This is a genomic window from Pseudoalteromonas sp. CuT4-3, assembly GCF_035666335.1.
Taxonomy (GTDB): domain Bacteria; phylum Pseudomonadota; class Gammaproteobacteria; order Enterobacterales; family Alteromonadaceae; genus Pseudoalteromonas; species Pseudoalteromonas atlantica.
This window is the reverse complement of record NZ_CP142031.1, coordinates 509,177-536,167: the sequence shown is the minus strand read 5'-3', so window position 1 is coordinate 536,167 and position 26,991 is coordinate 509,177. Positions and strand designations below refer to the sequence as shown.

At 40.0% G+C, this 26,991-nt stretch carries 20 protein-coding genes; 9 read left to right on the top strand and 11 right to left on the bottom strand.

Annotated elements, in window-relative coordinates; all coding sequences use genetic code 11:
• Positions 1 to 824: 824 nt before the first annotated feature.
• The 3 genes from VOI46_RS19320 to VOI46_RS19310 all read right to left on the bottom strand — a co-directional run bounded on the left by VOI46_RS19320 (position 825) and on the right by VOI46_RS19310 (position 5,265).
• Positions 825 to 1,826 (bottom strand): glycosyltransferase family 2 protein, encoded by a 1,002-nt coding sequence (locus VOI46_RS19320; protein WP_282337966.1) that lies wholly within the window; start codon positions 1,824 to 1,826, stop codon positions 825 to 827.
• A gap of 1,504 nt (positions 1,827 to 3,330) precedes the next feature.
• Positions 3,331 to 4,032: a purine-nucleoside phosphorylase gene (gene deoD / locus VOI46_RS19315; RefSeq protein ID WP_004587192.1), complete on the bottom strand. Its 702-nt coding sequence runs from the start codon at positions 4,030 to 4,032 to the stop codon at positions 3,331 to 3,333.
• A 15-nt stretch (positions 4,033 to 4,047) separates the two neighbouring features.
• A complete protein-coding gene (locus VOI46_RS19310; RefSeq protein ID WP_282337967.1) occupies positions 4,048 to 5,265 on the bottom strand; it encodes a phosphopentomutase in 1,218 nt (405 codons plus the stop codon).
• 194 nt (positions 5,266 to 5,459) lie between these two features.
• Here VOI46_RS19310 and udk point away from each other — a divergent pair, with 194 nt between their 5' ends.
• The 3 genes from udk to VOI46_RS19295 all read left to right on the top strand — a co-directional run bounded on the left by udk (position 5,460) and on the right by VOI46_RS19295 (position 8,384).
• Positions 5,460 to 6,089: a uridine kinase gene (gene udk, locus VOI46_RS19305; protein ID WP_004587190.1), complete on the top strand. Its 630-nt coding sequence runs from the start codon at positions 5,460 to 5,462 to the stop codon at positions 6,087 to 6,089.
• A 17-nt stretch (positions 6,090 to 6,106) separates the two neighbouring features.
• Positions 6,107 to 7,330: a NupC/NupG family nucleoside CNT transporter gene (locus tag VOI46_RS19300; RefSeq protein ID WP_004587189.1), complete on the top strand. Its 1,224-nt coding sequence runs from the start codon at positions 6,107 to 6,109 to the stop codon at positions 7,328 to 7,330.
• 469 nt (positions 7,331 to 7,799) lie between these two features.
• Positions 7,800 to 8,384: a transporter substrate-binding domain-containing protein gene (locus VOI46_RS19295; protein ID WP_282337968.1), complete on the top strand. Its 585-nt coding sequence runs from the start codon at positions 7,800 to 7,802 to the stop codon at positions 8,382 to 8,384.
• 96 nt (positions 8,385 to 8,480) lie between these two features.
• Here VOI46_RS19295 and VOI46_RS19290 read toward each other — a convergent pair whose 3' ends face one another.
• Both VOI46_RS19290 and VOI46_RS19285 read right to left on the bottom strand, forming a co-directional pair.
• Positions 8,481 to 9,161, bottom strand: a complete 681-nt coding sequence (locus VOI46_RS19290) for a transporter substrate-binding domain-containing protein (RefSeq protein WP_083901803.1) — start codon at positions 9,159 to 9,161, stop codon at positions 8,481 to 8,483.
• Between the two features lie 196 nt (positions 9,162 to 9,357).
• Positions 9,358 to 9,567, bottom strand: a complete 210-nt coding sequence (locus tag VOI46_RS19285; protein WP_004587186.1) for a cold-shock protein — start codon at positions 9,565 to 9,567, stop codon at positions 9,358 to 9,360.
• Between the two features lie 557 nt (positions 9,568 to 10,124).
• On the opposite strand from VOI46_RS19285, the gene VOI46_RS19280 reads away from it, so the two are divergent.
• The 3 genes from VOI46_RS19280 to VOI46_RS19270 all read left to right on the top strand — a co-directional run bounded on the left by VOI46_RS19280 (position 10,125) and on the right by VOI46_RS19270 (position 15,069).
• Positions 10,125 to 11,921, top strand: coding sequence for a glycoside hydrolase family 3 protein (locus VOI46_RS19280; RefSeq protein ID WP_039972206.1), 1,797 nt, complete (start codon positions 10,125 to 10,127; stop codon positions 11,919 to 11,921).
• Positions 11,922 to 11,940: 19 nt separating this feature from the next.
• Positions 11,941 to 12,675: a 5-oxoprolinase subunit PxpA gene (locus tag VOI46_RS19275; RefSeq protein ID WP_004587184.1), complete on the top strand. Its 735-nt coding sequence runs from the start codon at positions 11,941 to 11,943 to the stop codon at positions 12,673 to 12,675.
• Between the two features lie 357 nt (positions 12,676 to 13,032).
• The gene (locus VOI46_RS19270) at positions 13,033 to 15,069 is read left to right on the top strand and encodes a S9 family peptidase (RefSeq protein ID WP_282337969.1); all 2,037 of its coding nucleotides are present in this window, start codon (positions 13,033 to 13,035) and stop codon (positions 15,067 to 15,069) included.
• Between the two features lie 489 nt (positions 15,070 to 15,558).
• Here VOI46_RS19270 and VOI46_RS19265 read toward each other — a convergent pair whose 3' ends face one another.
• Positions 15,559 to 17,160 (bottom strand): isocitrate lyase, encoded by a 1,602-nt coding sequence (locus tag VOI46_RS19265; protein ID WP_004587182.1) that lies wholly within the window; start codon positions 17,158 to 17,160, stop codon positions 15,559 to 15,561.
• A gap of 236 nt (positions 17,161 to 17,396) precedes the next feature.
• Here VOI46_RS19265 and VOI46_RS19260 point away from each other — a divergent pair, with 236 nt between their 5' ends.
• On the top strand, positions 17,397 to 19,589 hold the full coding sequence (locus tag VOI46_RS19260) for a malate synthase G (RefSeq protein WP_004587181.1): 2,193 nt from the start codon (positions 17,397 to 17,399) through the stop codon (positions 19,587 to 19,589).
• A gap of 234 nt (positions 19,590 to 19,823) precedes the next feature.
• On the opposite strand, the gene VOI46_RS19255 is transcribed toward VOI46_RS19260, so the two are convergent.
• The 5 genes from VOI46_RS19255 to VOI46_RS19235 form a co-directional block, all read right to left on the bottom strand.
• Positions 19,824 to 20,960, bottom strand: a complete 1,137-nt coding sequence (locus VOI46_RS19255) for an ISAs1 family transposase (RefSeq protein ID WP_024602346.1) — start codon at positions 20,958 to 20,960, stop codon at positions 19,824 to 19,826.
• A gap of 283 nt (positions 20,961 to 21,243) precedes the next feature.
• Positions 21,244 to 21,969 carry a YebC/PmpR family DNA-binding transcriptional regulator gene (locus VOI46_RS19250; protein ID WP_004588261.1) on the bottom strand — a complete coding sequence of 242 codons (726 nt, stop codon included), beginning with the start codon at positions 21,967 to 21,969 and terminating at the stop codon, positions 21,244 to 21,246.
• A 178-nt stretch (positions 21,970 to 22,147) separates the two neighbouring features.
• Positions 22,148 to 22,765 carry an HAD-IA family hydrolase gene (locus VOI46_RS19245; RefSeq protein WP_004588262.1) on the bottom strand — a complete coding sequence of 206 codons (618 nt, stop codon included), beginning with the start codon at positions 22,763 to 22,765 and terminating at the stop codon, positions 22,148 to 22,150.
• A 257-nt stretch (positions 22,766 to 23,022) separates the two neighbouring features.
• Positions 23,023 to 23,514 (bottom strand): DUF6702 family protein, encoded by a 492-nt coding sequence (locus VOI46_RS19240; RefSeq protein ID WP_004588263.1) that lies wholly within the window; start codon positions 23,512 to 23,514, stop codon positions 23,023 to 23,025.
• Positions 23,514 to 25,949, bottom strand: a complete 2,436-nt coding sequence (locus VOI46_RS19235; RefSeq protein ID WP_004588264.1) for a M1 family metallopeptidase — start codon at positions 25,947 to 25,949, stop codon at positions 23,514 to 23,516. The genes VOI46_RS19240 and VOI46_RS19235 overlap by 1 nt, the downstream gene beginning before the upstream one ends.
• Positions 25,950 to 26,331: 382 nt before the next feature.
• Between VOI46_RS19235 and VOI46_RS19230 the strand changes: the two genes are divergently transcribed.
• Both VOI46_RS19230 and VOI46_RS19225 read left to right on the top strand, forming a co-directional pair.
• A complete protein-coding gene (locus tag VOI46_RS19230) occupies positions 26,332 to 26,568 on the top strand; it encodes a hypothetical protein (protein ID WP_004588265.1) in 237 nt (78 codons plus the stop codon).
• A 135-nt stretch (positions 26,569 to 26,703) separates the two neighbouring features.
• On the top strand, positions 26,704 to 26,940 hold the full coding sequence (locus VOI46_RS19225) for a hypothetical protein (protein ID WP_004588266.1): 237 nt from the start codon (positions 26,704 to 26,706) through the stop codon (positions 26,938 to 26,940).
• Positions 26,941 to 26,991: the final 51 nt, after the last annotated feature.

The following is a 26,991-nucleotide window of genomic DNA, read 5'->3' as shown; positions in this document are numbered from 1 at the left end:
TGTTTAAAAGTGATTATGTCACCACCGAGGAGTGAAGGAAAAGAACAGGAAAAATGCCCCCCCATTGTTTCCTCTGTGTCCTCTGTCCTCTGTCCTCTGTGGTGCAATCAATGAGTAGCAGCGGCCTTATGCCGCGAAAAAATTAATACCATACGCGAGGTAAACTCGCTGCTACTCGACAAACCCTATTCTCTAGACACGTCTTAAAAGTGGTTATGTCACCACCGAGAAACCATAAGAAGTAATATAACCAGTCCCCATGTTTCTCTGTGTAGCGCAGAATGCTTTCGGTGTTAAATTAATGAGAAAATACGCATCAACCCTTAGCAACCTAGGCATCTGCAATGTTTACATTAATCTTAGAGCTAACCCAACCCTATACAGCTTGCTGGCATTTTAAAAGCAACGCTTTTACCTAGGGGTTACATAATTCTTATTAAACTTTAATTAAACGAAGTAAATTTCTGTAAACTTATTTAGCTTTAACTATAAACAATAGATTAGGATTAACATTTCTCTAATGCATTAAACATTAGGTAAATATAAAACTTAAACGCTTAAAGACTTAAAAATTTGGTTCTGTTCGTAATACGATTTTGGAGAAGACAATAAGAATGGAGTTATTATAGAATGAGAGGGGCCATACGCTGTTAAATTATAACTGTAACTCCTGAAATTGTAAAACTTAAATAATCACTCCAAGCACTATATAAACCAAATAAACATTATATAAATTAATTTATGCTCACTTAAACAATAAAATTAAAATTACTTTTATTAATATAAAAAGCAAACACAGAAGTGATAAACAAAGTTTATAAATACTATTTTGTAGACAACTCAACTTCTACGTTTATATGCTCGCCTAGGCTAGAAAGATCTTTACTTACTAAATATTTAACTAATAGAAGAGTATTTTTGAAGTCTATGTCACGAAATTTTAGCATATGTTTTACCATTAATTTAAAATAAACATAGCAATGAGAGTTGAAAGTTTTCTTTAAAATTTTTCTTTGCTCTGAATCTAATGGAATATTCTCTAAAATCATCGCTGTTGCCAGAGCTTTACTTCCCATAATGTTACATGAACCTACAAGGTCCCAGCTTATGTTCGAAAAAAACATATTTACACCCTTGCCGCATTTTGTGATGTCACAAGGGTAGTACGCAACTTTATCAGCATTAGAACACAACAATAGCCACATTAGTTCATCTTCACCTGCAAACCTTAGTTGGTCGCAAAATAATACCTCTGGAAATTTACTCAGCCTGTACATAACTGTCGATGTTTGCGATAAATATTTATTGTACATTGACTGGATAATAACAGGTGAATCTATTAAAAATTTAGACTCGCCTACTAAAAAGTGGCTTAAATCGCGCTCCATTTCAGGAATGTCAGTATTCCAATTAGAATCATAGAAGCCATCTCGATCTGTATTGCCAAAATAAAAGCTAGCACCTAAGTCGAAGGCCTCTAATGCTAAAGTGCTATGGCTTACACCCCATTGATCATCCGAGTCTAAAAATGCAACATAATCAACTATATTGCAAAGCTTAGTTTGAATATATTTTAATGCTGTATTTCTAGCTATAGCTGGTCCAGAATTAGTTTTATGGTAAAGGCTAATTAAATGTATATTTTTTGGTAAAGTAGGCAGGAGTGCCAATTCTTCAGAAAGCGAAAGAGGAGAACAATCATCAACAATAACAACATAGTAAGTTATTTTACTTAAGCTTTCTTGCTCAATTATAGACTTGAGAGATTTTAACAATATTCCTTTATCTCGTTGATAAAATGGTATTACGACCCCTATACTATGCATAATAATTCCTATAAATCATCCATGTCATTAATTAACTCACTTAATTATTTGCACAAAGCCAAATTAATTATTTTTGTATGAACTAATTAATATTTTATATTAAGTTTGTTATTTAAACCTTTAACGATTAAAAATAATACTAATTTTTAACCGTTGAAGCAATAAAACATTGCTAAAATAGCGATAGTTTTTAATTTATTGCTAGCAATCAGTAAAAAATGATTAGCTTAATAAGAATAAAAATTATTTTATATTTATTCTTATTAACTTTAATTTCGGTACAGCCACCCAATAAAGTAAGCATCTAAACTGAAAACTTACGAATAAAAGCTATTGCTCCCTATACTAACTACTAGCTAATTTATCCATTGCAGTTAACGGCATAATAGTAAAACCTTGGGGACTAAATACCTATAAATTATTTTCACATTCTTACAAAGAGACACCATCATGAGCTTAGTGGTTATTTGGGGTATAATTTTAACCCACAGCCCCCTGCTGCTTGTAAATTTATAAAGATTATTAATAATACCTAGAATCAAATGGTCTATCAAAGAACTTCTTGGATAATTTTTTATAGGTTGCTCAAATTCCTTACTGTCAATAAGTATCTATTAGCTTAGTTGCTTGTAACACCTCTTCTTTCCTCCTACAAACGTATATTAGAAGCTGCAAAGTTTTATTGTTACGCTTCAGCGAGTGTTAGGCATGAATGTGACAGACCTTGAGTCGATACTTTTGACTATTAGTGAGCTTGTGCGATATAAATTTGTTGTGATGCTTACAATGCAATCATTGAAAAAGTGAAGATGCTCAGGCAAATGGTAGTAGTGCAAATCAACTCTGAGCAAGCTCTACGTTTACAATATCAACATTAACACCTAAGCTGAGCCTTCCCCAGTATACGCAAAACTTGCTGGCGTTTTAAAAGCAACGCTTTTACCCTAGTGTAAGCCCCTTTGCTAAAGCCATGAGGGACTACCCTTCTAGCGTGAGCAAGCTCAACGACTTGTATCTCTCATTGATAAATGATTAGCTATCATTTATCACATCGAGTTCAGTGAGCTTGCCTCGACGTCTACAAGTCAAGTTAACGTCGGAGCTACCCCCTGTAGACGTGCATTGCTTTTGTTTAAAAGTGATTATATCACCACTGAGAACACCGAGAAGATAATGAGAAGTGATGAACCAAACCCCGTGTTTTCTAATATGTAGCGCAAAGCGCCTCTGTGTACTTTATGGTGGAGTTAATGAGTAGCAGCGGCTTTATGCCGCGAAAAAATTCAATATAAAACGCGAGGTAAACTCGCTGCTACGTAGTTAGCTCGTGCTGTACAGACGTGCAGCTTGCTGGCGCTTTAAAAGTAGCGCTTTTATAGGCATAAAAAAAGCCGCATAATATGCGGCTTTGGGGGTTTAGTCTCACTTCACTTTGGGCGTGTCTCCAAAACTTAGTGAATACGTTACCAAGGAACTGTTTGCTAATTTAATAAAATTGCCTTTATTAAATAGACTCTAAAGCAATTTTAACCATTTCGTTAAATGTGCTTTGGCGCTCATCTGCAGGTGTTGCTTCACCAGTGATCACGTGGTCACTTACGGTAAATAGTGCCATTGCGTTAGCACCATACTCTGCAGCTACACCATATAAACCTGCTGTTTCCATATCTACAGCTAGTACACCTAGTTTATCTAGGTCTTTGTAGAATGTGTCGTCAGCTTGGTAGAAGGTATCGGTAGTAAATACGTTACCTACTTTTGCTTTAATGCCTAGGTCTTTAGCGGCGTTAACACCGTTTAAAAGTAGGTCAAAGTTAGCAATTGCTGAAAAATCGTAACCACGAACGCGTGCACGGTTTACGTTTGAGTCGGTGCTTGCGCCTTGTGCAAAAATTACGTCGCGAATTTTAATATCTGTACCAATACCACCACAGGTACCAATACGAATAATATTTTTAACGCCAAAGCTTACAATTAACTCACGCGCATAAATAGACATAGATGGTATGCCCATGCCCGAACCCATAATACTTACAGGTTTACCTTTGTATGTGCCTGTAAAGCCGTACATGTTACGTACGCCTGTTACTTGTACTGCATCATCTAAAAAGTTTTCAGCAATGTATTGTGCACGAAGCGGATCGCCCGGCATTAATACTGTTTCAGCGAAGTCACCAACGTTTGCACTAATATGCGGAGTACTCATTAATTGTTTTCCTTTTTATTTAGGCGCGTTTAGCTTATTTAAAAAGCCGTCACCGTATTCAAGTGCAGGTAAGTTAAACCACTGTGCAAGGGTTTGGCCTATATCTGCAAAGCTATTGCGCTCGCCAAGCGGGGTATTTTGCATGCCCGGTTGATAAGCTATAACTGGTACATATTCGCGGGTGTGCTCTGAACCTGGAAAGGTTGGGTCACAGCCGTGATCTGCAGTGATCATTAACACGTCATCTGCATTTAATTGGTTTAGTATAGTTGGTAAGTAATCGTCAAATTCTTTTAACGCTTTTGCATAACCAACTGGGTTGCGACGGTGGCCAAACTTTTCGTCAAAATCAACTAAATTGGTAAAAATTAAGCTGTTATCTGGCGCACTTGCAAATACTTCGCTGCTTTTTTCAAGCAAATTCATCAGCCCTGGGGCTTTGTGTTTTTGAGTAATGCCTTGGTGTGCATATATATCTGCAATTTTACCAATGCTTATTACTTCACCACCGTGTTTAGATAGCACATCTAATAGGGTCGATGCTGGCGGCAATACTGAATAATCGCGACGATTACCAGTACGGGCAAAATCTGCGTTGCTTGTGCCTAAAAATGGCCTAGCAATAACACGGCCTATATTTAGTTTATCAAGTAATTCGCGGGCAATTTCGCACACTTCGTAAAGGCGCTCGAGGCCAAAAGACTCTTCGTGTGCGGCAATTTGAAACACGCTATCTGCAGAGGTGTAACAAATTGGTTTGCCTGATTTTACATGCTCTTCGCCGAGCTGCTCTAATATGGTGGTACCTGATGCATGGCAGTTGCCTAAAATGCCAGGTATACCGGTAGCGGCTATAAATTCGTCTACAAATTCTTGTGGAAAACTCGGCTGTGTTTTAGGGAAGTAGCCCCAATCAAATAACACAGGTACGCCGGCCATTTCCCAGTGCCCTGATGGCGTATCTTTACCGCTTGAAAGCTCTTTTGCATAACCCCATGCACCTTGCGATGCTTGACGATCAGAAACTAAACACGTTTCACCGCCCGCGGCTTCACAGGCATCGATTAAACCTAATTTAGATAAATTAGGTAACGATAACGCTTTACCCGTTTCGTCGTGGTATGCTTTTAATAAGTGGGCGAGTGTATTTGCTCCAACATCACCAAATTTATCTGCATCGGGTGCTGCGCCTATACCTAGGCTGTCTGCCATTAAGATGATTGCTCTTGCCATGTTGACCTCACTTTGCTTCTAGGTGGTTACTTTATCCGCTGATCGAATTTTCCGTACAGGACATAAGTCCTGTTTCATAAAAGCTAAACATTATAAATTTGCGTTCTTAAGCAAAGCAAAAGAGATTATTCGTGTCTTTTTTGCTATTGTGATCAACCAAACAACTTTTCCTTTCTGTGTGGGTGAGAACTTTAGTGACACGAACTATTATAGCTATTGCTGGCGCATCAGCGTCGGGCAAATCTCTTTTTAGCCAAACTATTTACAATGAGTTGGTTAATGAGCTTGAACCAGGCGCTATCGCCATTATTGAAGAAGATGCTTATTACAAGGATCAGTCGCATTTGCCTATGGAACACCGTACGCAAACTAACTACGACCATCCTGATGCATTTGAACATGAGTTAATGCTTGAACATTTAACTCAACTTCGTAGTGGTAACTCTGTCGAAGTACCTACTTATGATTATGCACAACACACACGAAGCGATGAAACTCGTCGCGTTGCTGCAGCTAAAATTTTAATAGTAGAAGGTATTTTATTATTAAGTGATAAAGCACTTAATAAAGAATTTGATATTAAGGTATTTATAGATACACCCCTTGATATTTGCTTAATGCGTCGTATGCAACGAGACATGGAAAAAAGAGGCAGAACATTACAATCTGTTGTTGAGCAATATCAAGCAACTGTTAGACCGATGTTTTATCAATTTATTGAGCCTTCAAAGCATAACGCTGATTTGGTTGTGACTCGAGGCGGAATGAACCGCGTTGCGATTGATATTATTAAAAGTAAAATTAAGTATTTACTACAAGAATAATAACGGGAAACATCTGTATGACAACATTTATGAGCTTAGTAGGCATGTTTGTACTACTAAGTATTGCTTTTGCGGCTTCGACTAATCGTAAAGCAATAAACTTACGCACCGTAGCGATAGCCTTTGCTATGCAAGTAGTTATTGGTGGGTTTGTACTGTTTTTTGAAGCAGGTAAAAATGTGTTAGCAAGTATGTCTAGTGCCGTCTCTTCGGTAATTAGCTTTGCAAACGACGGGATTGGGTTTTTATTTGGCCCACTTGCATCGCAAGATACACTCGGTTTTATTTTTGCTATTCAAGTTTTACCGGTCATTGTGTTTTTCTCAGCACTTGTTGCTGTGCTTTACCACATTGGCATTATGGATTGGATAATTAAAATTCTGGGCGGCGGTTTACAAAAACTATTGAAAACCTCGCGCACAGAATCGCTCTCAGCAACGGCTAATATATTTGTAGGCCAAACTGAAGCACCCTTAATTGTTAAGCCGTTTATAGCAACCATGACTAAGTCTGAGTTGTTTGCAGTAATGGTAGGTGGCTTAGCCACGGTAGCAGGCTCTGTAATGGCAGGTTACGTAATTATTGGTGTAGAGCTTAAGTATTTAATTGCCGCCAGCTTTATGGCTGCACCAGGTGGGTTTTTAATGGCCAAAATGATTGTGCCAGAGACCGAAACACCTAAAGATACGCTTGCTGATTTAGACACCGATGAAGACAAGCCAGTTAATGTTATTGATGCAGCAGCATCAGGCGCAGCTAACGGCATGCATTTAGCGCTAAATGTGGGCGCAATGCTATTAGCTTTCGTAGCATTAATAGCGTTATTAAACGGTTTACTAGGCGGTATTGGTGGGTGGTTTGATTACCCTACTTTAACGCTACAAGAAATTTTAGGTTATGTATTTGCTCCTGTTGCATGGTTACTTGGCGTACCGTGGGATGAGGCAATCATAGCAGGTAGTTTTATTGGTCAAAAGTTAGTAGTAAATGAGTTTGTTGCTTACTTAGACTTTATAAATTATCGCGATACGTTAAGTGCGCACACTCAAGCAATTGTAACATTTGCGTTATGTGGGTTTGCTAATCTATCGTCGATAGCTATTTTACTAGGTGGATTAGGCGGTATGGCGCCTAGTCGGCGAAAGGATATCGCACGCTTAGGGCTCAGAGCAGTGTTAGCAGGATCTATGGCTAACCTTATGAGCGCAGCAATTGCTGGGTTTTTCCTCTCGCTAGCTTAGAAACTTAATGAGATGAACACCGGTGTTGCAAAACAAGAAGATAGTACTTTAAGGGGTTAAAGCACTATCTGACTTGAACGATACTTCACCAAGGGCCGCAAGGCCCTTTTATCGTTTTAGGGCCCTATAAATATATTCTTCCTGTTAAAAACAACTTTCTCTTTCTTGCCTTTAAGTACATATACGCGCATGGCTTTTTATATTTTTGCGATAAATTTGCATTATTGAAAAGTGGTAAATTATAAATTTTAGGCCACAATTAGGTTTATCCTAATGTAACCTACTGTTTTATTGATGCTCTACCTTTAAGCACACTCATAAAATAGCCGCTGTTGATAAGTCGATTTATATAAATGCGTAAACTTTTATTAGTATTGTTGTTTGTTTTTTTAATAGCTACGCAAGCTCAGACCCTCTTTTAGTTGTCACGGAACTCTCGCCGCCCGATCAAATACTTGTTGATGGAAAAGTGACAGGCAAAGGCACTGAGTTTATAAGGGCTATTTTTGCAAAGGCTAACCTAACGCCCGACATACAAATGTATCCATGGGCGCGAGCATTTAGACTTGCCAGTACTATTCAAAACACCTTTATTTACACCATAGCGCGCACCAGAGGGCGAGAAAACAACTTTCATTGGATAGGCCCAGTTTCACATTTTGAGCTTGCTTTTGTTGCGCTTAAAGAGCGTGACGACATAATTATTAACAATACTGAGGAAGCAAAAAAATACAAAATAGCGATGCAACGTAACGACTTTTCTACTGATATATTAACCAACTTGGGTTTTGAAGTTGTGCTAACCACCGATATACAAAAATCGTATGCGTTACTGGTTGCCAAAAAAGTAGACTTAATTGTTGATGACCCCGAACTAATACATCAAATAAGTCAGTATTTGCCCACCCCTGACGCTGAAGTTAAAGCCATATATAATGTAGAAGAACTCAAGGTAGATGCCTATTTGGCAGCAAATAAAAACACCGATATGCGCTATATAAACGCGCTACAAAAAGCCTTTTACACACTTAAAAATACCCAAGGGCTACCCTAGCACCGAAGCTAAACCTTGCTTATTTAAGCGCAGTTTTAACGCTTAGTTACGTTAATTAGTGCCTAAGTAATAAAGTCTAAAATAGGGGCTTAGTGATTAATTATTGCTATATGGCGCTATGAACGAATCGAGACTGCGCTCTTGTTTTAGCACTTTAAAGGCCCGTTGAAAGCGCTCTACTATATGCTGCGGCACCGCTTTATTAAACGCTAAATAATTATCTTTAAGATCGTTACTTACAGGTAGTTCAGTAAGTTGCTCTACATCAAGTAAGCTCACGTTATAAGGCTTTAATTGGTTATAAATAACGTGCTCCGAGCCTAAAATAAGATCTATTTTATTGTTTATAAAAAGCTGAATATATTGTTGCTCTTCACCAAACGTCATTAAGTTTTGCCCGTTTACAAACCCTATTTTTTTGACCAATGATTGATATATATCTCCCCTTACCATGCCTAACGAATAAAGAGTGGTGTCGTTAAGGGTATTTACAGTGACATCAGGACGGCTTTTTAACTTATAAAAATAAGTACGTGCAGTAGTTAACGGGCCAAGCCAATTAAATAAAGGAATTCGGTTAGTATGTTGCGCCATTGAAAAAATGGCTGAATAAGGCTTTTTATGCACAAGCATTGCGGCACGCTTCCAAGGCATGACTTTAAAGTCGCACTCTACTTCTGCTTTAATACACAGTGCGTTGACTATATCGTAGTTAGCGCCAACAAGTTGGCCGTGCTCGTTAATAAAATTATAAGGTGCAAACTGATCTGTATAAATAACTAACTTAAAATGGTTTGCATAAGTAAACGTGCTTAAGAAGAAACAAGCAATAAAAGGAAAGAGTTTTAGAATAACCGCACCACTACATTAATTTATATTATTAAATGATAGATGGCGCTATTTTACAGTCAAATTTTAGACACAAAAAAAGCGCCTTAAGCGCTTTTTTTTATTTTTACTTTAAAAGTAAAAATTATAACGGAGTGATGTTATCCGCTTGAGGACCTTTTTGACCTTGTGAAAGAGTGAACTCTACACGTTGGCCTTCAGCTAAAGTTTTGAAACCTTCGCTTTTGATTGCTGAGAAATGTGCGAAAACGTCTGGGCCGTTTTCTTGCTCGATGAAACCAAAACCTTTAGACTCGTTGAACCACTTAACTGTACCTGATACGATGTTAGACATTGTAATATCCTGATATAAAAATAAAAAATATGCTCATAAGAGCGGGTGTAGCAAAAAATGAGATGGTACTTAAAAACTTCAGGACGGTACTACAAGTATTACTTATACAACAACGAAATGGAGATTTATAAATTACATGCTTTCTTTCTAGCTGCGGCCTACTATATAGAGTTAACTATATATGTCAAGCCTTTATAGTAATGCAGGCAATAAATAGTGTTTGTGCTTAGCCTTTAATAACTCCCGTGGCTAGCCTATAGCTTAACCCCTGCGCGGCTTTAATAGTTAACTGGCCAATTAAAACAATGAACTATTTAATCTTTAGTTTTTAAAACGGCGGCAATGAGTACAGCTAATTTAACACCTACTCACCATTTAGATAAAACGTATTCAGCCATGATACACGCCTTACAATTTACCCTGTGTGTACAAACAGCTGCACTTTGCAGTTGTACACAAAAATAGATAAGCTACTGCCACTTATCTATTTAGCGTTGGAGTGTGTTTTGCTAAATAAATGCTTTATTTCGTCTGTTGTTTTTTTATCTGGGTGTTTAATGCCATTACAATCTTCTTTTGCTAAGCCTTCACTGTCTGTTGAACAACAATTGGGGCAAAAACTAATACTCGATTTACGCTATTTTTGTCAGCAAGGGTCAAGCAAACAATGCAGAACACCGGTTACTACCCTACCTGATGAACTAGCAGCGGCCATTGCTAAGCATAATATTGGTGGTGTAATTTTATTTTCTGAAAACACCCAATCTATTGAGCAAACCATTACCCTTAATAGCCAATTACAGGCTGCGGCGAGTAAATCAAGTTCAAAGCTGCCGTTATTTATTTCGATAGACCAAGAAGGCGGCCGAGTAGCGCGTTTACCACGCGATGTTGCCACTTCATTTACTGGTAATATGTCTATTGGTGCAACTTATAAAAAGTATGGCACTCAATACGCAACCCAAACTGCCACTGTTATAGCTAAAGAGCTTAATTCGTTAGGTATTAATGTTAACTATGCCCCTACGGTAGATGTAAACATGAACCCCGATAATCCGGTAATTAATGTGCGCTCGTTTGGTGAAAACCCAGCGCTTGTCAGTAAGCTAGGCGCAGCACAAGTGGCAGGATTTGAGAGCAACGGCGTTATTACATCGTTAAAGCACTTCCCAGGGCACGGCGATACCAACGTAGACAGCCACACAGGGTTACCACAAGTAAATCACTCCAAAGAAGACATATACCAACAAGACTTAGCTCCCTTTAAACACATAATTGCCACGCAAAACCCAGGTATGATTATGACGGCGCATATTCAATACCCACAACTCGATAACAGTACGTTTGTAAGTGTTGATGGCAAAAGCATGATAAAACCCGCCACTATGTCGCGTACTATAATTACTGATATTTTAAGAGGGGAGTTAAATTATCAAGGTGTGGTGATAACCGACGCTTTAGATATGGCCGGCATTAGTCATTTTTTCACACCAACCCAAGCGGTAATCAATACCTTTGCAGCAGGCGTTGACCTAGCGCTTATGCCAATAGAGATCAGAACACCAGCTGATTTAAACGCACTCGACAAACTTATGGATGAATTAGTCGCATCTGTTAATAATAAACAACTCAGTAAAGACGAAGTTGCTCAATCAGCTGCGCGTATAACCGCTTTAAAAAATAAATTTAAATTAACCACACAGCTAGACCCATTAAGCACTTTGGCTAAAGCAAAAGATATTATTGGCTCTCAAGCACATCGCAAAATAGAAGCTGAGCTTGCCGTAAATGCTATTACTGAGGTTAAAAATAACAATAATGCATTGCCTCTTAATTTAAGCAAAGGGCAACACATCCATATTATTATGCCCGATACCCGAAAATGCATGGCCATGCAGCAAGCGCTTAGCGCTATAAGTACTGCGGGGCTTAAATATAGTTGCAGTAGTTTACAAGGGTTTGACCCTGTAAAGGCGCAAAGCTTAATTAAAAATGCAGATGTTGTTATTGCAGGCAACGCTACGCCTAATCAAAGCGCTGTAGAGATTGGCGGGATGGATGACTTAAAAGACGACCCTCGCTTTGCACTCAATACCGCTGAGCAACCTAAAGCGCTGTCATCTTTATTGGATATAGCTGCATCAGTGAATAAAAAAACAATATTTATAAGTTTACGTGCCCCCTACGACATAGCTCAGTTTGGCAGCAGAGCTAATGCAGTTCTTGCTTCTTATGCGTATAATATAGATACAGATAAAAACAATGCTGTTGCAGGGCCTGCGTTTACAGCGCTTGCTAAGGTATTGTTAGGCAATGCACACGCTCATGGCGTACTGCCAGTTACCATAAAATAATAATAACAAGGGATAAAAAATGAAACTTAATTGCGATTTAGGCGAAAGCTTTGGCGCATGGAAAATGGGGTTAGATGATGAGGTAATGCCTCATATTGATATGGCAAATATTGCGTGTGGTTTTCATGGTGGAGACCCAGATGTAATAGCCGATACGTTGTATTTAGCAAAGCAGCACAATGTACAAATAGGTGCGCACCCAAGTTACCCCGACCAACAAGGCTTTGGCAGGCGCTCTATGGCGCTTAGCGCGCAAGAACTGACCAATTGCTTACATTACCAAATTGCCGCCCTTGATGGCATGGCTAAAGTACAGGGCTTAACACTTAGCTATGTTAAGCCACATGGTGCTTTATATAACGACATGATGAAAAACGATCATATTTTACAAACAGTTATTACTGCCATAGCGCACTACCCTGCACCATTAAAGCTTATGCTGTTAGCCACAAAAGATTCTGCAAAACACACCTTTGCCGCCAATAGTTTAGGTGTAGATCTTATTTTAGAAGCCTTTGCTGATAGGCAATATACAGACGAAGGGCATTTAGTATCTCGCCACCTTGATGGCAGCGTTCACGACAAGCCAGCACTTTTAGCACAAGTAAAACAGCTATTAACCGAGGGTTGTGTAACCACTCGCTCAGGAAACACCTTAAACTTAAATGCCAACAGTTTGTGCGTGCATGGCGATAACGCAGCCGGTATAGCTCTTATTAAAGAAATTAAATCATTGTGTGCATCAGCAACCTAACCTTGCTTTTGACTCGTTATTAAGCCTCAAGCTATAAAACGCATGTTTACTTTAAAAACTACTTAGCTGTAAAGGGGCTTTACAGCTTTAACCTCCATTTAGTCCAATCATGTACAACCTAATATCGCTTTAAAAGAGCGCAACAACACAGCACAGTAACAAAGCATAAGTAACACAGCGCTGAAATACATGGCGCTGCATATAAAAAATTTAACGCAGTAAGCCCGCTATTTATTACTCTAAAATAACCATGTTTTACTTAAACCGGTATTAAATTATAGTTTCACCGCATCGCGCTTTTCATCCCTCCTTTGCTGACATATAACTACATATACAAAAACCAAACAGGGAATACAAATGAAGACGCTTTTAGCACTTAGTTTAAGTAGCAGTTTATTACTTGGTAGTAACCAGTTAGCTTTTGCAAAGGACAACACATTACAGCTACAAGATGTGTTTAATCTTGAATACGCCAATCAAATTGATATAACAGACGATGGTAAAACGGTTTACTTTGTTCGTAACCGTATGGATATAAAAACGGACCGTAAAGTCAGTAACATTTGGTCGGTTGATTATAAAACTAAACAACTGCAACCGCTTACCTCGGGCGTGCATATGGATCACTCCCCGGTACTATCGCCAGATGGGCAACGCCTTGCGTTTATATCTAACCGCGATGGCAGCAGCCAAATTTATATGAAGTGGCTTAAAACAGGTGCTGTAGCAAAAATTAGTAACCTAACCAGCAGCCCACGCGCAATTACCTGGCATCCCGACTCTCAGCAGCTTATTTTTAGTATGTTTGTACCAAGTAGCAGTGCACCACCTGTTAACTTACCTGGCAAGCCTAAAGGCGCTTCATGGGCCGAACCTGCTAAATTTATAGACGATGTATACTACCGTGCCGACGGAGGCGGTTATAGCCAAAAAGGTTTTAGCCAATTATTTGCAATAGATGCAAATGGCGGCAATGCAAAGCAGCTCACACACGATGAGTTTAATAACGCTGGCGAAGTAAGCTTTAGTAAAAACGGCAACAGCCTTTATTTTTCGGCCAATCGGCACGAGAAAAATCAACTAAAACCCACTAATAGTGAAATATACCAGCTTAATTTAAGCACCTTAAAGATTGCTGCCATTACCAATAGAAACGGCCCTGACCAACAACCTAAAGTATCTCCCGATGGGCGTTACCTAGCCTTTACAGGGTATGATGATAAACGCACCAATTACGAAAACACGCAGCTTTATATTCGTGATTTAAAAACGGGCGATACAAAAAGCCTAACCCCTAATTTTGATAGAAGTGTGGGGCAAATTAAATGGAGTGCCCATTCAAAAGGGGTTTACTTTAGCTACGCAGACGAAGGCCAAACAGCCCTTGCCTACCAACCACGCAGTGGTAAGCGTAAAGTGCTCACCGAGCAAATAGGTAGCGTTGCGTTTGGTCGTCCTTATTCGGGCGGCGATTTTGATGTAAGCGAAGATGGCGAAATTGCTTTTACACTTGCCGATACTCAGCGCCCTGCAGATATAGCCACTATAAAACGAGGCAAAGCTCGTCGCCTCACTACACTCAATGCCGATGCGTTAGGCGATAAAGAACTTGCCAACGTAGAAGAGATTTGGCTTAAATCGAGCCACGACCAGCTGCCAATTCAAGGTTGGATTGCATACCCTCCTGGGTTTGATAAATCAAAAAAATACCCACTTGTTTTAGAAATTCATGGCGGCCCTGTGGCTAATTATGGCCCTCACTTTAGTACCGAGGTGCAATTGTTTGCAGCCAAAGGAAACGTGGTTTTATACATGAACCCTCGAGGCAGTGACTCATACGGTAAAACGTTTGCCCAAACAATTCATCATAATTACCCAAGTAACGATTTTGACGATTTAATGACCGGCGTTGATGCGCTAATAGCGAAAGGCTTTATTGATGAGTCTAAACTATTTGTAACCGGTGGCTCTGGCGGTGGTGTATTAACCGCATGGATTGTAGGGCACACCGACAGGTTTGCTGCAGCAGTGGTGGCTAAACCCGTTATTAATTGGATCAGCTTTGTACTAACTGCCGACTTTTATCCATTTTTTGCCGATTACTGGTTTCCAGGTAAACCTTGGGATCATATTGAACACTATATGAAACGCTCACCTATTAGCTATGTAGGTAACGTAACAACGCCCACGATGCTTTTAACAGGGGAGGCAGATTACCGTACCCCTATTTCTGAAACCGAGCAGTTTTATCAAGCCCTTAAGTTACAAGGTGTTGATACCGCCATGGTGCGTATTCCTAATGCATCACACGGTATTACGGCGCGCCCTTCTAACTTAATGACCAAGGTTGCCTACATTCAATGGTGGTTTGATAAACACTCAAACAAAAAATAAGCTCCGTGTTTAGGTTTAAAAATAGCCACGCCTACGTGGCTATTTTTTGTAGTTAACCAACGCTTAGGTCAATTAATGCCAAACTGTAAACCCCCTTTACAGTTTTGAGCTTATCCATATCGGACTTAGGCGTTTTTCAGTTAGTAAAATTTCGGTTTATTGTAATTTTAATCGCTTGAGTTGGTAAAAAATCGGTTTGAGCCACTGTTTATAAGCACTCAGTTAGTAAAAAATTGTTTTATAGAGGCACCAGGTTAGTAAAATTTCGGTTTATTATTTTATTTATACTGGGTAAAACAGTAAAAACCAGCCTTTTAAAAGGGGGATTTTGCACTTTAAAGCGGCTTTACAGTAAAAAAGCAGCCATATAGCTGTACTTAATATCTACCTAGTTAAATAGTGATCCAAACTAAATTTAGCCGAGCCTGATTTATATTAATACAACAAAAAAAGGGCCTTACGGCCCTTGAGTAACACTATCTAGAAAAGTTAAAACTGGTTCATGGTGTTATCTTCACCACCGGCTTTAAGTGCGTTTTCACCAGAGAAGTACTCTTTGTGCGTATCGCCAATATTAGACCCTGCTAAATCTTGGTGCTTAACTGAGGCTTGTTCGCGGCGAATTTCTTGGCGTTGTACATCACGTACATATGCAAGCATGCCCATATCACCAAAGTAACCTTCTGATAAAATATCGGTGCTTAGTGCAGCCGTATGGTATGTAGGCAGTGTAATTAAGTGATGGAAAATACCCGCTTCACGTGCACCATCGCGCTGGAAGTTTTGCACTAATACATCCGCTTCAGCAGCAAGCTCTGTATCGTCCATTTCTGGCGCCATTAGGCCTTTATTATCACCTAGACTTGGGTAAGCGCTCAAGTCGCGACCCGCTTCTTGCCACTCTTGGTACACTTGCTCACGGAACTTAAGCGTCCAGTTGAATGACGGTGAATTGTTATAAACAAGCTTAGCATCAGGTACTTGCTCTTTAACGCGGTTAACTAGCTCTGCAATTTGTTTAACATGTGGTTTTTCGGTTTCAATCCACAATAAGTCAGCGCCCGATTGTAAGCTTGTTACACAATCTAGTACTACGCGGTCTTTTTCAGTGCCTTCGCGGAACTGGTATAAACCGTTTTCTAAACGCGTTGGCTTACATAATTGGCCATTAATTTTCATTGCCGTATCGCCTTCGTTTAAATCATCTACACCGTTAATAGGTGTGGTTTCTAAAAACGCGTTGTACTGGCTAGCTAAGTCTCCTGGCGTTTGTGACACAGGCACTTTTTGCGTAAGGCTTGCACCTAATGAGTCGGTACGCGCAACAATAATACCGTTATCAATGCCGAGTTCTAAAAACGCGTAACGTACAGCGTTAATTTTTGCTAAAAAATCTTCGTGCGGTACAGTTACTTTACCTGCTTGGTGACCACATTGTTTAGCGTCAGACACTTGGTTTTCTATTTGAATGGCACACGCACCTGCTTCAATCATCTTTTTAGCAAGTAGGTAGGTTGCTTCTTCGTTACCAAAACCAGCATCAATATCGGCAATAATAGGCACTACATGCGTCTCAAAATTATCAATTTTATCAAGCACCGCTTGCACATCGCCGCCATTGGCTTTCGCTTCGTCTAGATCATTAAATAAGTGGTCTAGTTCACGGGCATCGGCTTGTTTTAAAAACGTATAAATTTCTTCAATAAGCGCAGGCACTGAGGTTTTTTCGTGCATGCTTTGATCCGGTAACGGGCCAAATGCAGAGCGAAGTGCAGCAACCATCCAACCACTTAAGTAAACATAACTGCGCTTAGTTGTTTTTTGATGACGCTTTATTGCCATCATCATTTGTTGCGCAGTAAAACCATGCCAACAACCTAAAGACTGTGTGTATTGGCTAGTGTCTTTATCGTAAGCGGCCATATCTTCACGCATTACATCTGCGGTGTATTGTGCAATTTCAATCCCCGTACGAAAACGGTTTTGTAAACGCATGCGGCTTGCATATTCAGGGTTAATGGCTTTCCATGCGCTACCTTGAGATTGGCAAAGTGTTGCTAGAGTATCGGTTTCACGTGTGTATGTTGTCATAATAAAATCCTTCGAACGGGTCTATAAATTATTTAAATTATTGTGAGAGTGGCTAGGAGTGTGTGCTCCGTATCGCTTAATTCAACATTAGGCTTATTTTTTAGATTTAGTAAATTTATAGTTGTTATTGCCGCTATATTTTTTGTGAATGGCTAAAAAGCACGCACTGAGCCTTTTTTGCGTTATTGTTGCTTTAACGCACACAACAACACCGCGACCGTTTAAGGAAGGTAAATATGGCACACACTCTCACACACTCAGGGCTAAGCGTAGATACACAGCTGGCCAACTTTGTAAAAACACAGCTACTCCCAGGCACTCATTTATCTGAGCAGCAATTTTGGCAAAGCTTTGCAAACATAGTACAAACGCTTACCCCGCAAAATAACGCTCTTTTAGCTAAGCGCGAGCAGCTACAACAACAAATAGATGACTACCATAAAACAAATAAAACGTGGGATAGCGCGCAGTACCAAGCGTTTTTAACAGACATTGGCTACCTAGTACCAGAGCCTGCAGACTTTGCCATTGAAACCCAAAATGTAGAGCCCGAAATAGCACTCAGCGCAGGCCCTCAGCTTGTTGTGCCTGTTAGCAACGCACGTTTTGCGCTTAATGCGGCTAACGCGCGCTGGGGTTCGTTATACGATGCGCTGTACGGTACCGACGTATTAAGTGAAGACGACGGCGCTGAAAAAGGCACTACGTATAATCCAGTTCGTGGTTTTAAAGTAATGGCGTATGCGCGCCAGTTTTTAGATAAGGCCCTGCCCCTTAAAAATGGCTCACACATAGAAAGCACCAACTACTCAATTGTTGAAGGCGCCTTGTCTATCACCCTAAGAGACAGCTCGCATACTCAATTAAAAAACCCTGAGCAACTTATTGGCTACCAAGGCGAGGCGCAAAACCCAAGTGCTATTTTATTAAAAAACAATGGCCTGCATGTAGAGCTGCAAATAGACCATCACCACCCTATTGGCCAAGCCGACAAAGCAGGATTAAAAGATGTTTTGCTTGAAGCTGCACTAACAACCATTATGGATTGCGAAGACTCTGTTGCCGCAGTAGATGCCGAGGATAAAGTACAAGTTTACAAAAACTGGCTGGGGTTAATGCAAGGTAACTTGGTTGAATCGTTTAAAAAAGGCGATAAAACCATAGAGCGTACTTTACAAAGCGATAGACAATATACAGCCCTTGATGGCAGTAACCTTACGCTTAAAGGCCGCAGCATGATGTTTGTCCGTAATGTCGGTCACTTAATGACAAACCCTGCTATTACCGACATTTACGGCCAACCCGTATTTGAAGGCATTATGGATGCGATGTTTAGCGCAACCGCAGCCCTGCACGATTTAAATAAAAAAACAGGCATTAAAAACACCAGTGCGCAAAGCATCAATATTGTAAAACCCAAAATGCATGGCCCTGAAGAAGTTGCTTTTACAAATACGCTTTTTAGCATGGTAGAAGAAGCACTTAGCTTGCCAAAAAACACCCTAAAAATGGGGATTATGGATGAAGAGCGCCGTACTTCAGTAAATTTAAAAGCCTGTATACACGCAGCCAAAGCGCGCGCGGTGTTTATAAATACTGGCTTTTTAGACCGCACGGGCGATGAAATTCATACCTCTATGCACGCAGGGGTCGCTTTGCCAAAAGCCGCTATTAAAGCTCAGCCGTGGATCAAAGCATACGAAGACCGTAACGTTGATACAGGCCTTGCCTGCGGCCTAAGCGGTAAAGCACAAATAGGTAAAGGTATGTGGCCAATGCCAGATAAAATGGCACTTATGATGGAGCAAAAGCTTGCTCATGTGCAATCTGGCGCTAATACCGCGTGGGTGCCCTCGCCTACCGCAGCCACTTTGCACGCTATGCATTATCACGATGTGAATGTATTTACTGAGCAAAAAGAAATTGCCAAACGAGGCATGGCAAGCCTTACTGATTTACTTACACCGCCTTTAATGGCTCAGCCGCAAACGCTCAGTAAAGAAGATATTCAAAGTGAGCTTGAGAACAATGCACAAGGCATTTTAGGCTACGTAGTACGCTGGATAGACCAAGGCATTGGCTGCTCAAAAGTGCCTGATATTAACCACATAGGCTTAATGGAAGACAGAGCAACCTTGCGTATTTCAAGTCAACATATGGCAAACTGGCTACAGCATGGGGTGTGTACTCAACAACAAATAGAGTCGATTATGGCTAAAATGGCTAAAGTGGTCGATGGCCAAAATGAGCACGACAGCGCGTACAAGCCAATGGCACAAAGCGAAGAGTCACTTAAAAATAGTATTGCTTATCAAGCCGCTTTGGCGCTTGTATTAGAAGGTGCTATGCAGCCAAGTGGCTACACCGAGCCCTTATTACACAGTTACCGCTTAAAATATAAAGCAAAACACCATAACCTAGCTGAATAGTTAACATTAGTTTAACAGCAAAAAAGCGCGTTTTGCCTACACAAAACGCGCTTTTTGTTTATTAGGGCGTGTTGATCTTTGCAGATTGAAATTTGTTCAACCTAGGGGCGATCAAGTCGCGGCGCGAGGTTTGTAACCTAGTGGGCTAAGTAAAAACCGAGCAAAGCTTCCGCGTCCTGCTCACGCCCCTTACCTACATCCATGTAGGCAACAAAGAGTTTATCGCCCCCACGGCTAGCGCATTTTAATCCCAGATTCTAACAGGGTTGAGCGATAATCATCGTCTAGCCCTGCCATTTTCTTTTTTCTCGCCATACTGGCTGTTTTAGTTGTATCTTGTTTAAATAACGCCATGGCTATTTTTCTCATTACGTTAAAAACAAGGGGTCCTTGCTTCTTACGGATTCTTGATTCATCTTCCCTAAAGTTCATATCCAACATCCAATGCATACTTTCAACCTGCCAGTGGCTTCGTACCGCATTAAGAGCTTGCTCCGCACCTAACGCTAACGAACTAATATACCAACGCGTTTCTATCGTGTCTGTACCTGATGATTTATCGTGAACCTCAGCGGTTACTTGAATAACACTCTTTAAGCCAGACCATTGGTAGATTTTATCTAACCAGCTTTTATCAATAAGCAATTGCTGACAAACCCTTGTTTCAATGCGCCCATGCCCTGAGCTTATTTCGGTATGTTTATCATAGTTGCTATTGGTCAATCCTTCGCGCTCACTCTTGTGCCACCAAGCTTCTAATTCACTCTGCATACCTGAATGGTTACCTTTGAGCGCTAGGATATAATCAGCTTTTTGTTTAATTATTTGTTTCGCTATTTCTTGCTGGCAGCCCATAGCATCAAGTGTAATGATGCTATTTTCAATATCTAGCATGGTGAGTAACTCAGGTATGGCTGTGATTTCATTTGTTTTGCTATCAACGGCTGTTTGCCCTAAAACTAACTGGTGTTGGCAGCTCCATGCACTGACGGTATGTAAAGCACTTTTTCTATCTTTGGTTGTAAATGAACGACGTGCAGTTTTTCCATCCATAGCAATAATATCAGCACCCGTGGTTTCAATAAGTGAAGATATCCAAGATTGAAATGCATGCTCTATTTCATCTGATTTTAACCGACAAATGACACGGGCTATGGTGTCGTGTCTTGGAATACCCGCGTTGAAAGCGCCATATCTTTTTAACCAATCAAGTTTTAGATGCCCAAAGTCTTCAATATCCTCCCATCCTTGTGCACCGGAGATTACTGCACTAATGGCTAAAAGGAGAATATCGATAAGCTCATGCTTTTTACAGCGTTCAATGCGAGGATCGGTAATTGAATTAAAGTGTTTCAGAAAAGTAGCGCTCATATTTTACGTGACCAAGGTGATTATTATGCCTTGATCTGATCACTACATATTCTATAAGTTCAATTTATAATGATCTTGCCGTGTTATCGCCCCTAGGCAGAACCCAAAAGGGCAGCGTATGTTTGGCATTTATGCTACGTTATCGCCTATTTATGGGGAATAACCACACTTCATAGGCTCTGCCTTGCCTAAAAACCAAACATACTGCTGCAAATTCAAGCGCCAAAGGTCAACACGCCCTAGTACCGTTATTTATTTAGTGCTCACTGTACCTAGCGCTAAATTAATTTTTAATTATTGCATTGTGATACACGTTTTGAACGTCATCACAGTCTTCAAGCATGTTGATGAACTTGTCAAAATTAGCAATAACTTCTTCATCTTCAATTTCTACATGCACTTGCGGAACAAACGTAATTTCATCTACTTCAAAGTTAATCCCTTCAAAGTTTTCCTCAAGCGCTGTTTTCGCTTTATAGTACTCAGTATGGGGTGCAAATACCGACACTTTACCATTTTCAACTTCAACGTCGGTTACATCAACGTCGGCCACCATTAGTGCTTCAAGTACCACTTCGTCATCGTCACCGGCAAAACCAAGTACAGCAAGGTGATCAAACATATGTGCAACACAGCCCGGTGTACCAATTTTTGAATCTGTTTTGGTAAACGGTAAACGTACGTCTTTAATTGTACGGTTTGGGTTGTCGGTTAAGCAATCAACAATAACCATGCAATTACCTGGGCCATAGCCTTCGTAACGTGCGGGAGAATAATCTTCCCCTGCCCCACCGGCCGCTTTTTCAATTGCTTTTTCTATTACGTGAGCAGGAACCTGGTCTTTTTTTGCTTTTTCAATTAGACGACGCAGTGATTGATTGACATCGGGGTCTGGTTCGCCATTTTTAGCGGCAACATAAATTTCTTTACCGTACTTTGAGTTAACTTTAGTTTTAGCGTTGGCTGTTTTAGCCATCGAGCTCTTACGGACTTCAAATGCTCTGCCCATCTTGTGCCTCTAATCAATACGTTAATTTTGCCATATTTTACCAATTCAAACCCTATTGGGCTAGGGTCTGTTGAACTTTACAAACTGAATTTAAAACAACCTATTTGCTAAATAAATAAGGCCGAGCCTATGCAAATAATACAGGAGTAATTACGCAACAATAAAAGGTATGCGCTATTTAACATAACTCTACTTTTTGTGAGTAACTTTCGACTAAAGTAACTAACTCTGTAAATTCACGTAAAACGTAATCAGCTTGGTCGGCATAAATAGGCACCGCGTTTGGCGCGTACAAACAAGCGCGCATATTTGCATTATGTGCTGCTTGAATGTCGTATAAAAAATCCCCTACGTATAACAAGTTGCTGGCGTTTATATTCCAAAGCGTGGCAATTGCATTTAAGGCACTGGGATCGGGTTTGGCTGGGGCATCGCTACGGGTTAATACCGTTTCGATAGGTAGCGGGTTATTTTGTAGCTTTATTGCTGCCGCTTTATCAAAATTGCGGGTAACAATAGCCATAGGAATATTTTTAACTTTAAGGGCGTTAACGGCTTCGGTTACGCCTGGCAATATAGTGGCAAACTGAGCGTCTTGCAGCTCGTGCTGATGCACTATATTCATCGCTTCTTCACGCATGTAGGGCGATGGAAGCTGGGCAATATAATCAAGTAAGTCTTGCTCGCATGGGCAACCTATTTGTGCTTTTATAAGAGAGAAATCTAACTCAGACGATACTAAAGTGCCATCTAAATCAAATATAACTCCTTGAATAGCCTCTACTTGAGCTTTCATATCATTCCTTGAATGGGGTAAAAATCAATACAACATGTGTACACATAATGACTCTACTTCATGAGAATAATTTAGCAAATGTTTATCAAACAAATTATTAGAAAAGTATTCACTTATCTATTACTTAGCCTTATAAACACCAATTAATTACTAAAATTCTACGAACAGCTAGTAATAACAGATCAAAAATGAACACAGCATAAACAAAAGGAGAATACGCGCACATAAACTGCAGTGCGCGTAGGTTGGGGAAGTACTTATTGCTCGAACTTAGCCTCGAGCCAGGTATCGTTTTGGGTAAAGTGAAGGGTTTTAATCTTGCCTTTACCTTCTACGTTTACCATATTTACTTGAGAAGGCCATAAGTCACGCAGTGCGCCGTTACTCATTTTTATGCCTTCAATCCCTTTTGGGATAGGAGCTTCTTGATACACCCAAAAAAACTTTCCATCAATTTGCGCACCTACTTGGCTAAGCGTTAATGGCTTACCCTTTAAGGTTTGCAGCGCAACATGCGACTCAACATACTCTACAAAACGTTGTTGGTCGGCCTTGTTGCTAATGATATCGGCTTTTCCATTAAATAAATGCGCTACAGCATGCTCAGTATCATGTAAATAAAAGCGATGCATAAGCTCAATATTGTTAGTACGTTTATTAAAAAGCACCGTAGTAACCGATGACTTTAGTTGATGCGCCATACTTGGCGCAGCAACTAAAAGGCAAACAATAATAAGCAAAAAGCGCATTATTGTTGCTCCTCACCATCTTTTTTCTCGTCTTTTTTAAGCTCAGTTTTAATGTCTTGCATAATATCTCGACTTACTTTCGCTTTACTCTTTTTCTTTTTATACACTTCAATACGTGAAGGAATAATACGACGAGGGTAGTTGTTGTTCTCAACATCTACATCAGCTGTTTCCCAGCGAGGGTCAACACTTACCGATACCAATGGCTTATTTTTATCTGTAACAATAAGCTTTTGTACATTTTTGTGATTACGGCGCCAAATTTCAGCCGGAATGTAACGCTCTTCGGTTGTGCCATCTTCATAAGTTAGCTCTAATAAAATAGGCATTACCAAGCCACCTAGATTTGAAAACTCCATAACATAGTAGTTTTTATCTTCTTCAAGCGCGCGATCTAGCGTTTTACGCTCCCACGGCTCTAAGCCTTTTAAAAACTTGTTGTACGCGTTACGTTCTTTATTGGTAACAGTAAAGCGGTCGTTTTCATCGTAAAAGTCGGTAATATCTGGATTTTTTTCAACCCAAGTTTGCTTACCTTCTTCACGGTTGCGCTTAACAAATAGTGATGTTGGTTTGTCTGCTTCTATATCGCGTAAGCGTTTAAAGTCAATATCAGGGTTTTTAGTATCTAAACGTAATTGATACACTTTATCTAACGAGATATCTACATGGTCGGTGCTGTAAAACCAGCCGCGCCAAAACCAATCTAAATCAACACCCGAGGCTTCTTCCATCGTACGGAAAAAATCTGCTGGAGTAGGGCGCTTGTATTTCCAGCGCTGTGCGTACTCTTTAAACGCAAAGTCGAATAAGTCACGGCCTAAAATAACTTCACGTAAAATATTCAGTGCCGCAGCTGGTTTAGTATAAGCATTAGGGCCTAAACGTAGTACGCTGTCTGACTGCGTCATAATAGGTACTTGGTTTTGCGATTTCATGTAGCTTACAATATCGCGCGGCTCAACACCCCACGGTATAGTTGGGTCCCATTCACGCCCTGCAACGCCATCTAAAAAGCTATTTAAACCTTCATCCATCCAGGTCCATTGGCGCTCATCAGAGTTTACAATCATAGGGAAGTAAATATGGCCAACCTCATGAATAACCACACCAATTAAAAAGCGTTTTTCAGCTTGAGAATAAGTGCGCGAGCCATCATCTTGCAGCTCTGTACGTGGGCCATTAAAAGTGATCATTGGGTATTCCATACCACCTACAGGGCCATTTACCGATTGAGCTACAGGGTATGGGTAGTCAAATGAATAGCGAGAATACACTTCCATTGTATGTACTACAGATTCAGTTGAATACTTTTTCCATAAATCGCCACCCTCTTTAGGGTAAAACGACATAGCCATCACTAAAGGTTGTTCATCGCCACCTTGCTGGTAGCCCTTTGCATCCCACATAAATTTACGCGACGACGCCCACGCAAAGTCACGCACATTTTCTGCTTTAAAGTGCCACGTTTTTGTTTTATCGGTACCTTGTTTTTCGTTTTCTAACGCTTCTTCTTCAGTAACAATAAATACAGGGCGTTTTGCTGTTTCAGCTTTTTCTAAGCGGTTACGCTGCGTGCGAGTAAGCACTTTGCTTGCGTTATCTAACTTACCTGTTGCCGATACAATATGATCAGCAGGTACAGTAATTTCTACATCGTAATCACCAAACTCAAGTGTAAACTCACCACGGCCTAAAAACGGCTTGTTTGTCCATGCTTCGTAATCGGTGTAAGCAGCTAAACGCGGAAACCACTGCGCAAGTAAAAATATATCGTTGCCATCTTCTTCAAAGTGCTCGTAACCAGAACGCGCACCTACGGCATCTTCTTCAACAATGTTAAAAGCAAAGTTCATACTAAACTCAGCTTCTTTGCCTGGTTTTAACGGCTCGTTTAAATCTATACGCATTAGCGTATCAACAACAGTTACGCGCAGTTCATCGCCATTGTCATCTTTTACATTGCTAATTGTATAGCCTAACTCGTTGTCGCTCATAAATTGTTGACGGCGTAGCTCACCTAAACTTAATTTAGCCGGCTTTTGTGCAGGTAAACTATTTAGCGTGCTTTTAAACGTTTTTGTGATTTCGGCAATTGAGTCGCTTTTAAAAATATTTTGATCTAACTGTAACCACAAATATTTAAGTGTATGCGGCGAGTTATTTTTATACTCAATGCTTTGGCTTGCTGTTAAGCGGCGCTTTTTTTCATCAAGCTTTACACCTATGTCGTAATTAACACGTTGCTGCCAGTATTTTTCGCCTGGCTCACCTGCGGCACTACGATAAACATTTGGGGTAGGAAGCGCTTCGTCTAACTGGCGAAACTTATCAACGAATGAGCCTTTAGTTTGCTCAACGGATGACGCTAACACAGCGCTCGACATTGCCAGAGGCAACACAAACGCGCTTAGCGTAAGAACTGTTTTTTTCATTATGAGTCCTAGTGGAATTTTGTGAGCGTACTTTGACAAAGTTACTATTTTTGTTCAATTAATTAGCGACCAACCGCCCATTAAACACGGTAATATTCACGTTGTTTTAACATGCTTTTTTAATCAGTAAATTAAGCCGCTTTTAAAACTGTAAAGGGGGTTTACACTTCACAGCTAGTTGATGTGTATTAATTAAGGTACAAACGCAGTATTTATAAGGGTTCAGGCCTAATTCATGCCATTAGCTTAGGATTAAATTAAGGTGCAAAAATATGTTGTTTTAATTGAGCTAAAATTTATAGCGTTAGCAGTGTTTACACGGTTTTAATGCGCTCAGGTTCAATACAAATTAAGCAGCATATTTAAACTAAAGGAGCCCGATATGAAATTTTACATTGTAAAAAAAGATCATCAGCTCGAAGCTATCCCTGCTGATAAAGACTTACTAGAGCGCTACGAATCAAACCAATATTCGTATGTTAATGTGGTGTCGGCATGCAATAAGCAAGATGCACTAAAACGCCTATCTACTGAACAAAAACACAGTAAAAAGTGGCTAATAATTGGCGCAAATATTGCCGTGATCTCACTAATATTAACTATTTATACGATAAATTAAAAATAGTGAAATTTTAGGTTGATATTTAGTGCATTTTATATTTAAAATCGCCCACTTTTTTTATTTGAGCATAATAAAATCGTTACAATTATTCTCAAATATGTACTTATTACCAGTAAGCAATGTGGTGGGTGTATGGATTTTTATATCCTAAAAAAACAACAAGAGCTAATAGCCATTCCAGCAAATCAGCAAAGTTGTAAGCAGTATCTAGACTCAGGTTATTTTTATATTGATAAAGTAGCCGCCTGTAACGAAACGAATGCCATAAAAGCATTGCAAGCAAAGCAAACTAAAAGTTTAAAAATGCCGCTAGGTATGGCTTTGTTAGCGCTTCCTGTCATTATTATTGCTATATATAGTTTTACCTAAACTAAAGCCCTCCCGAGGCTTGCATCTTTACTTGCCTTGGGTATATTGGCG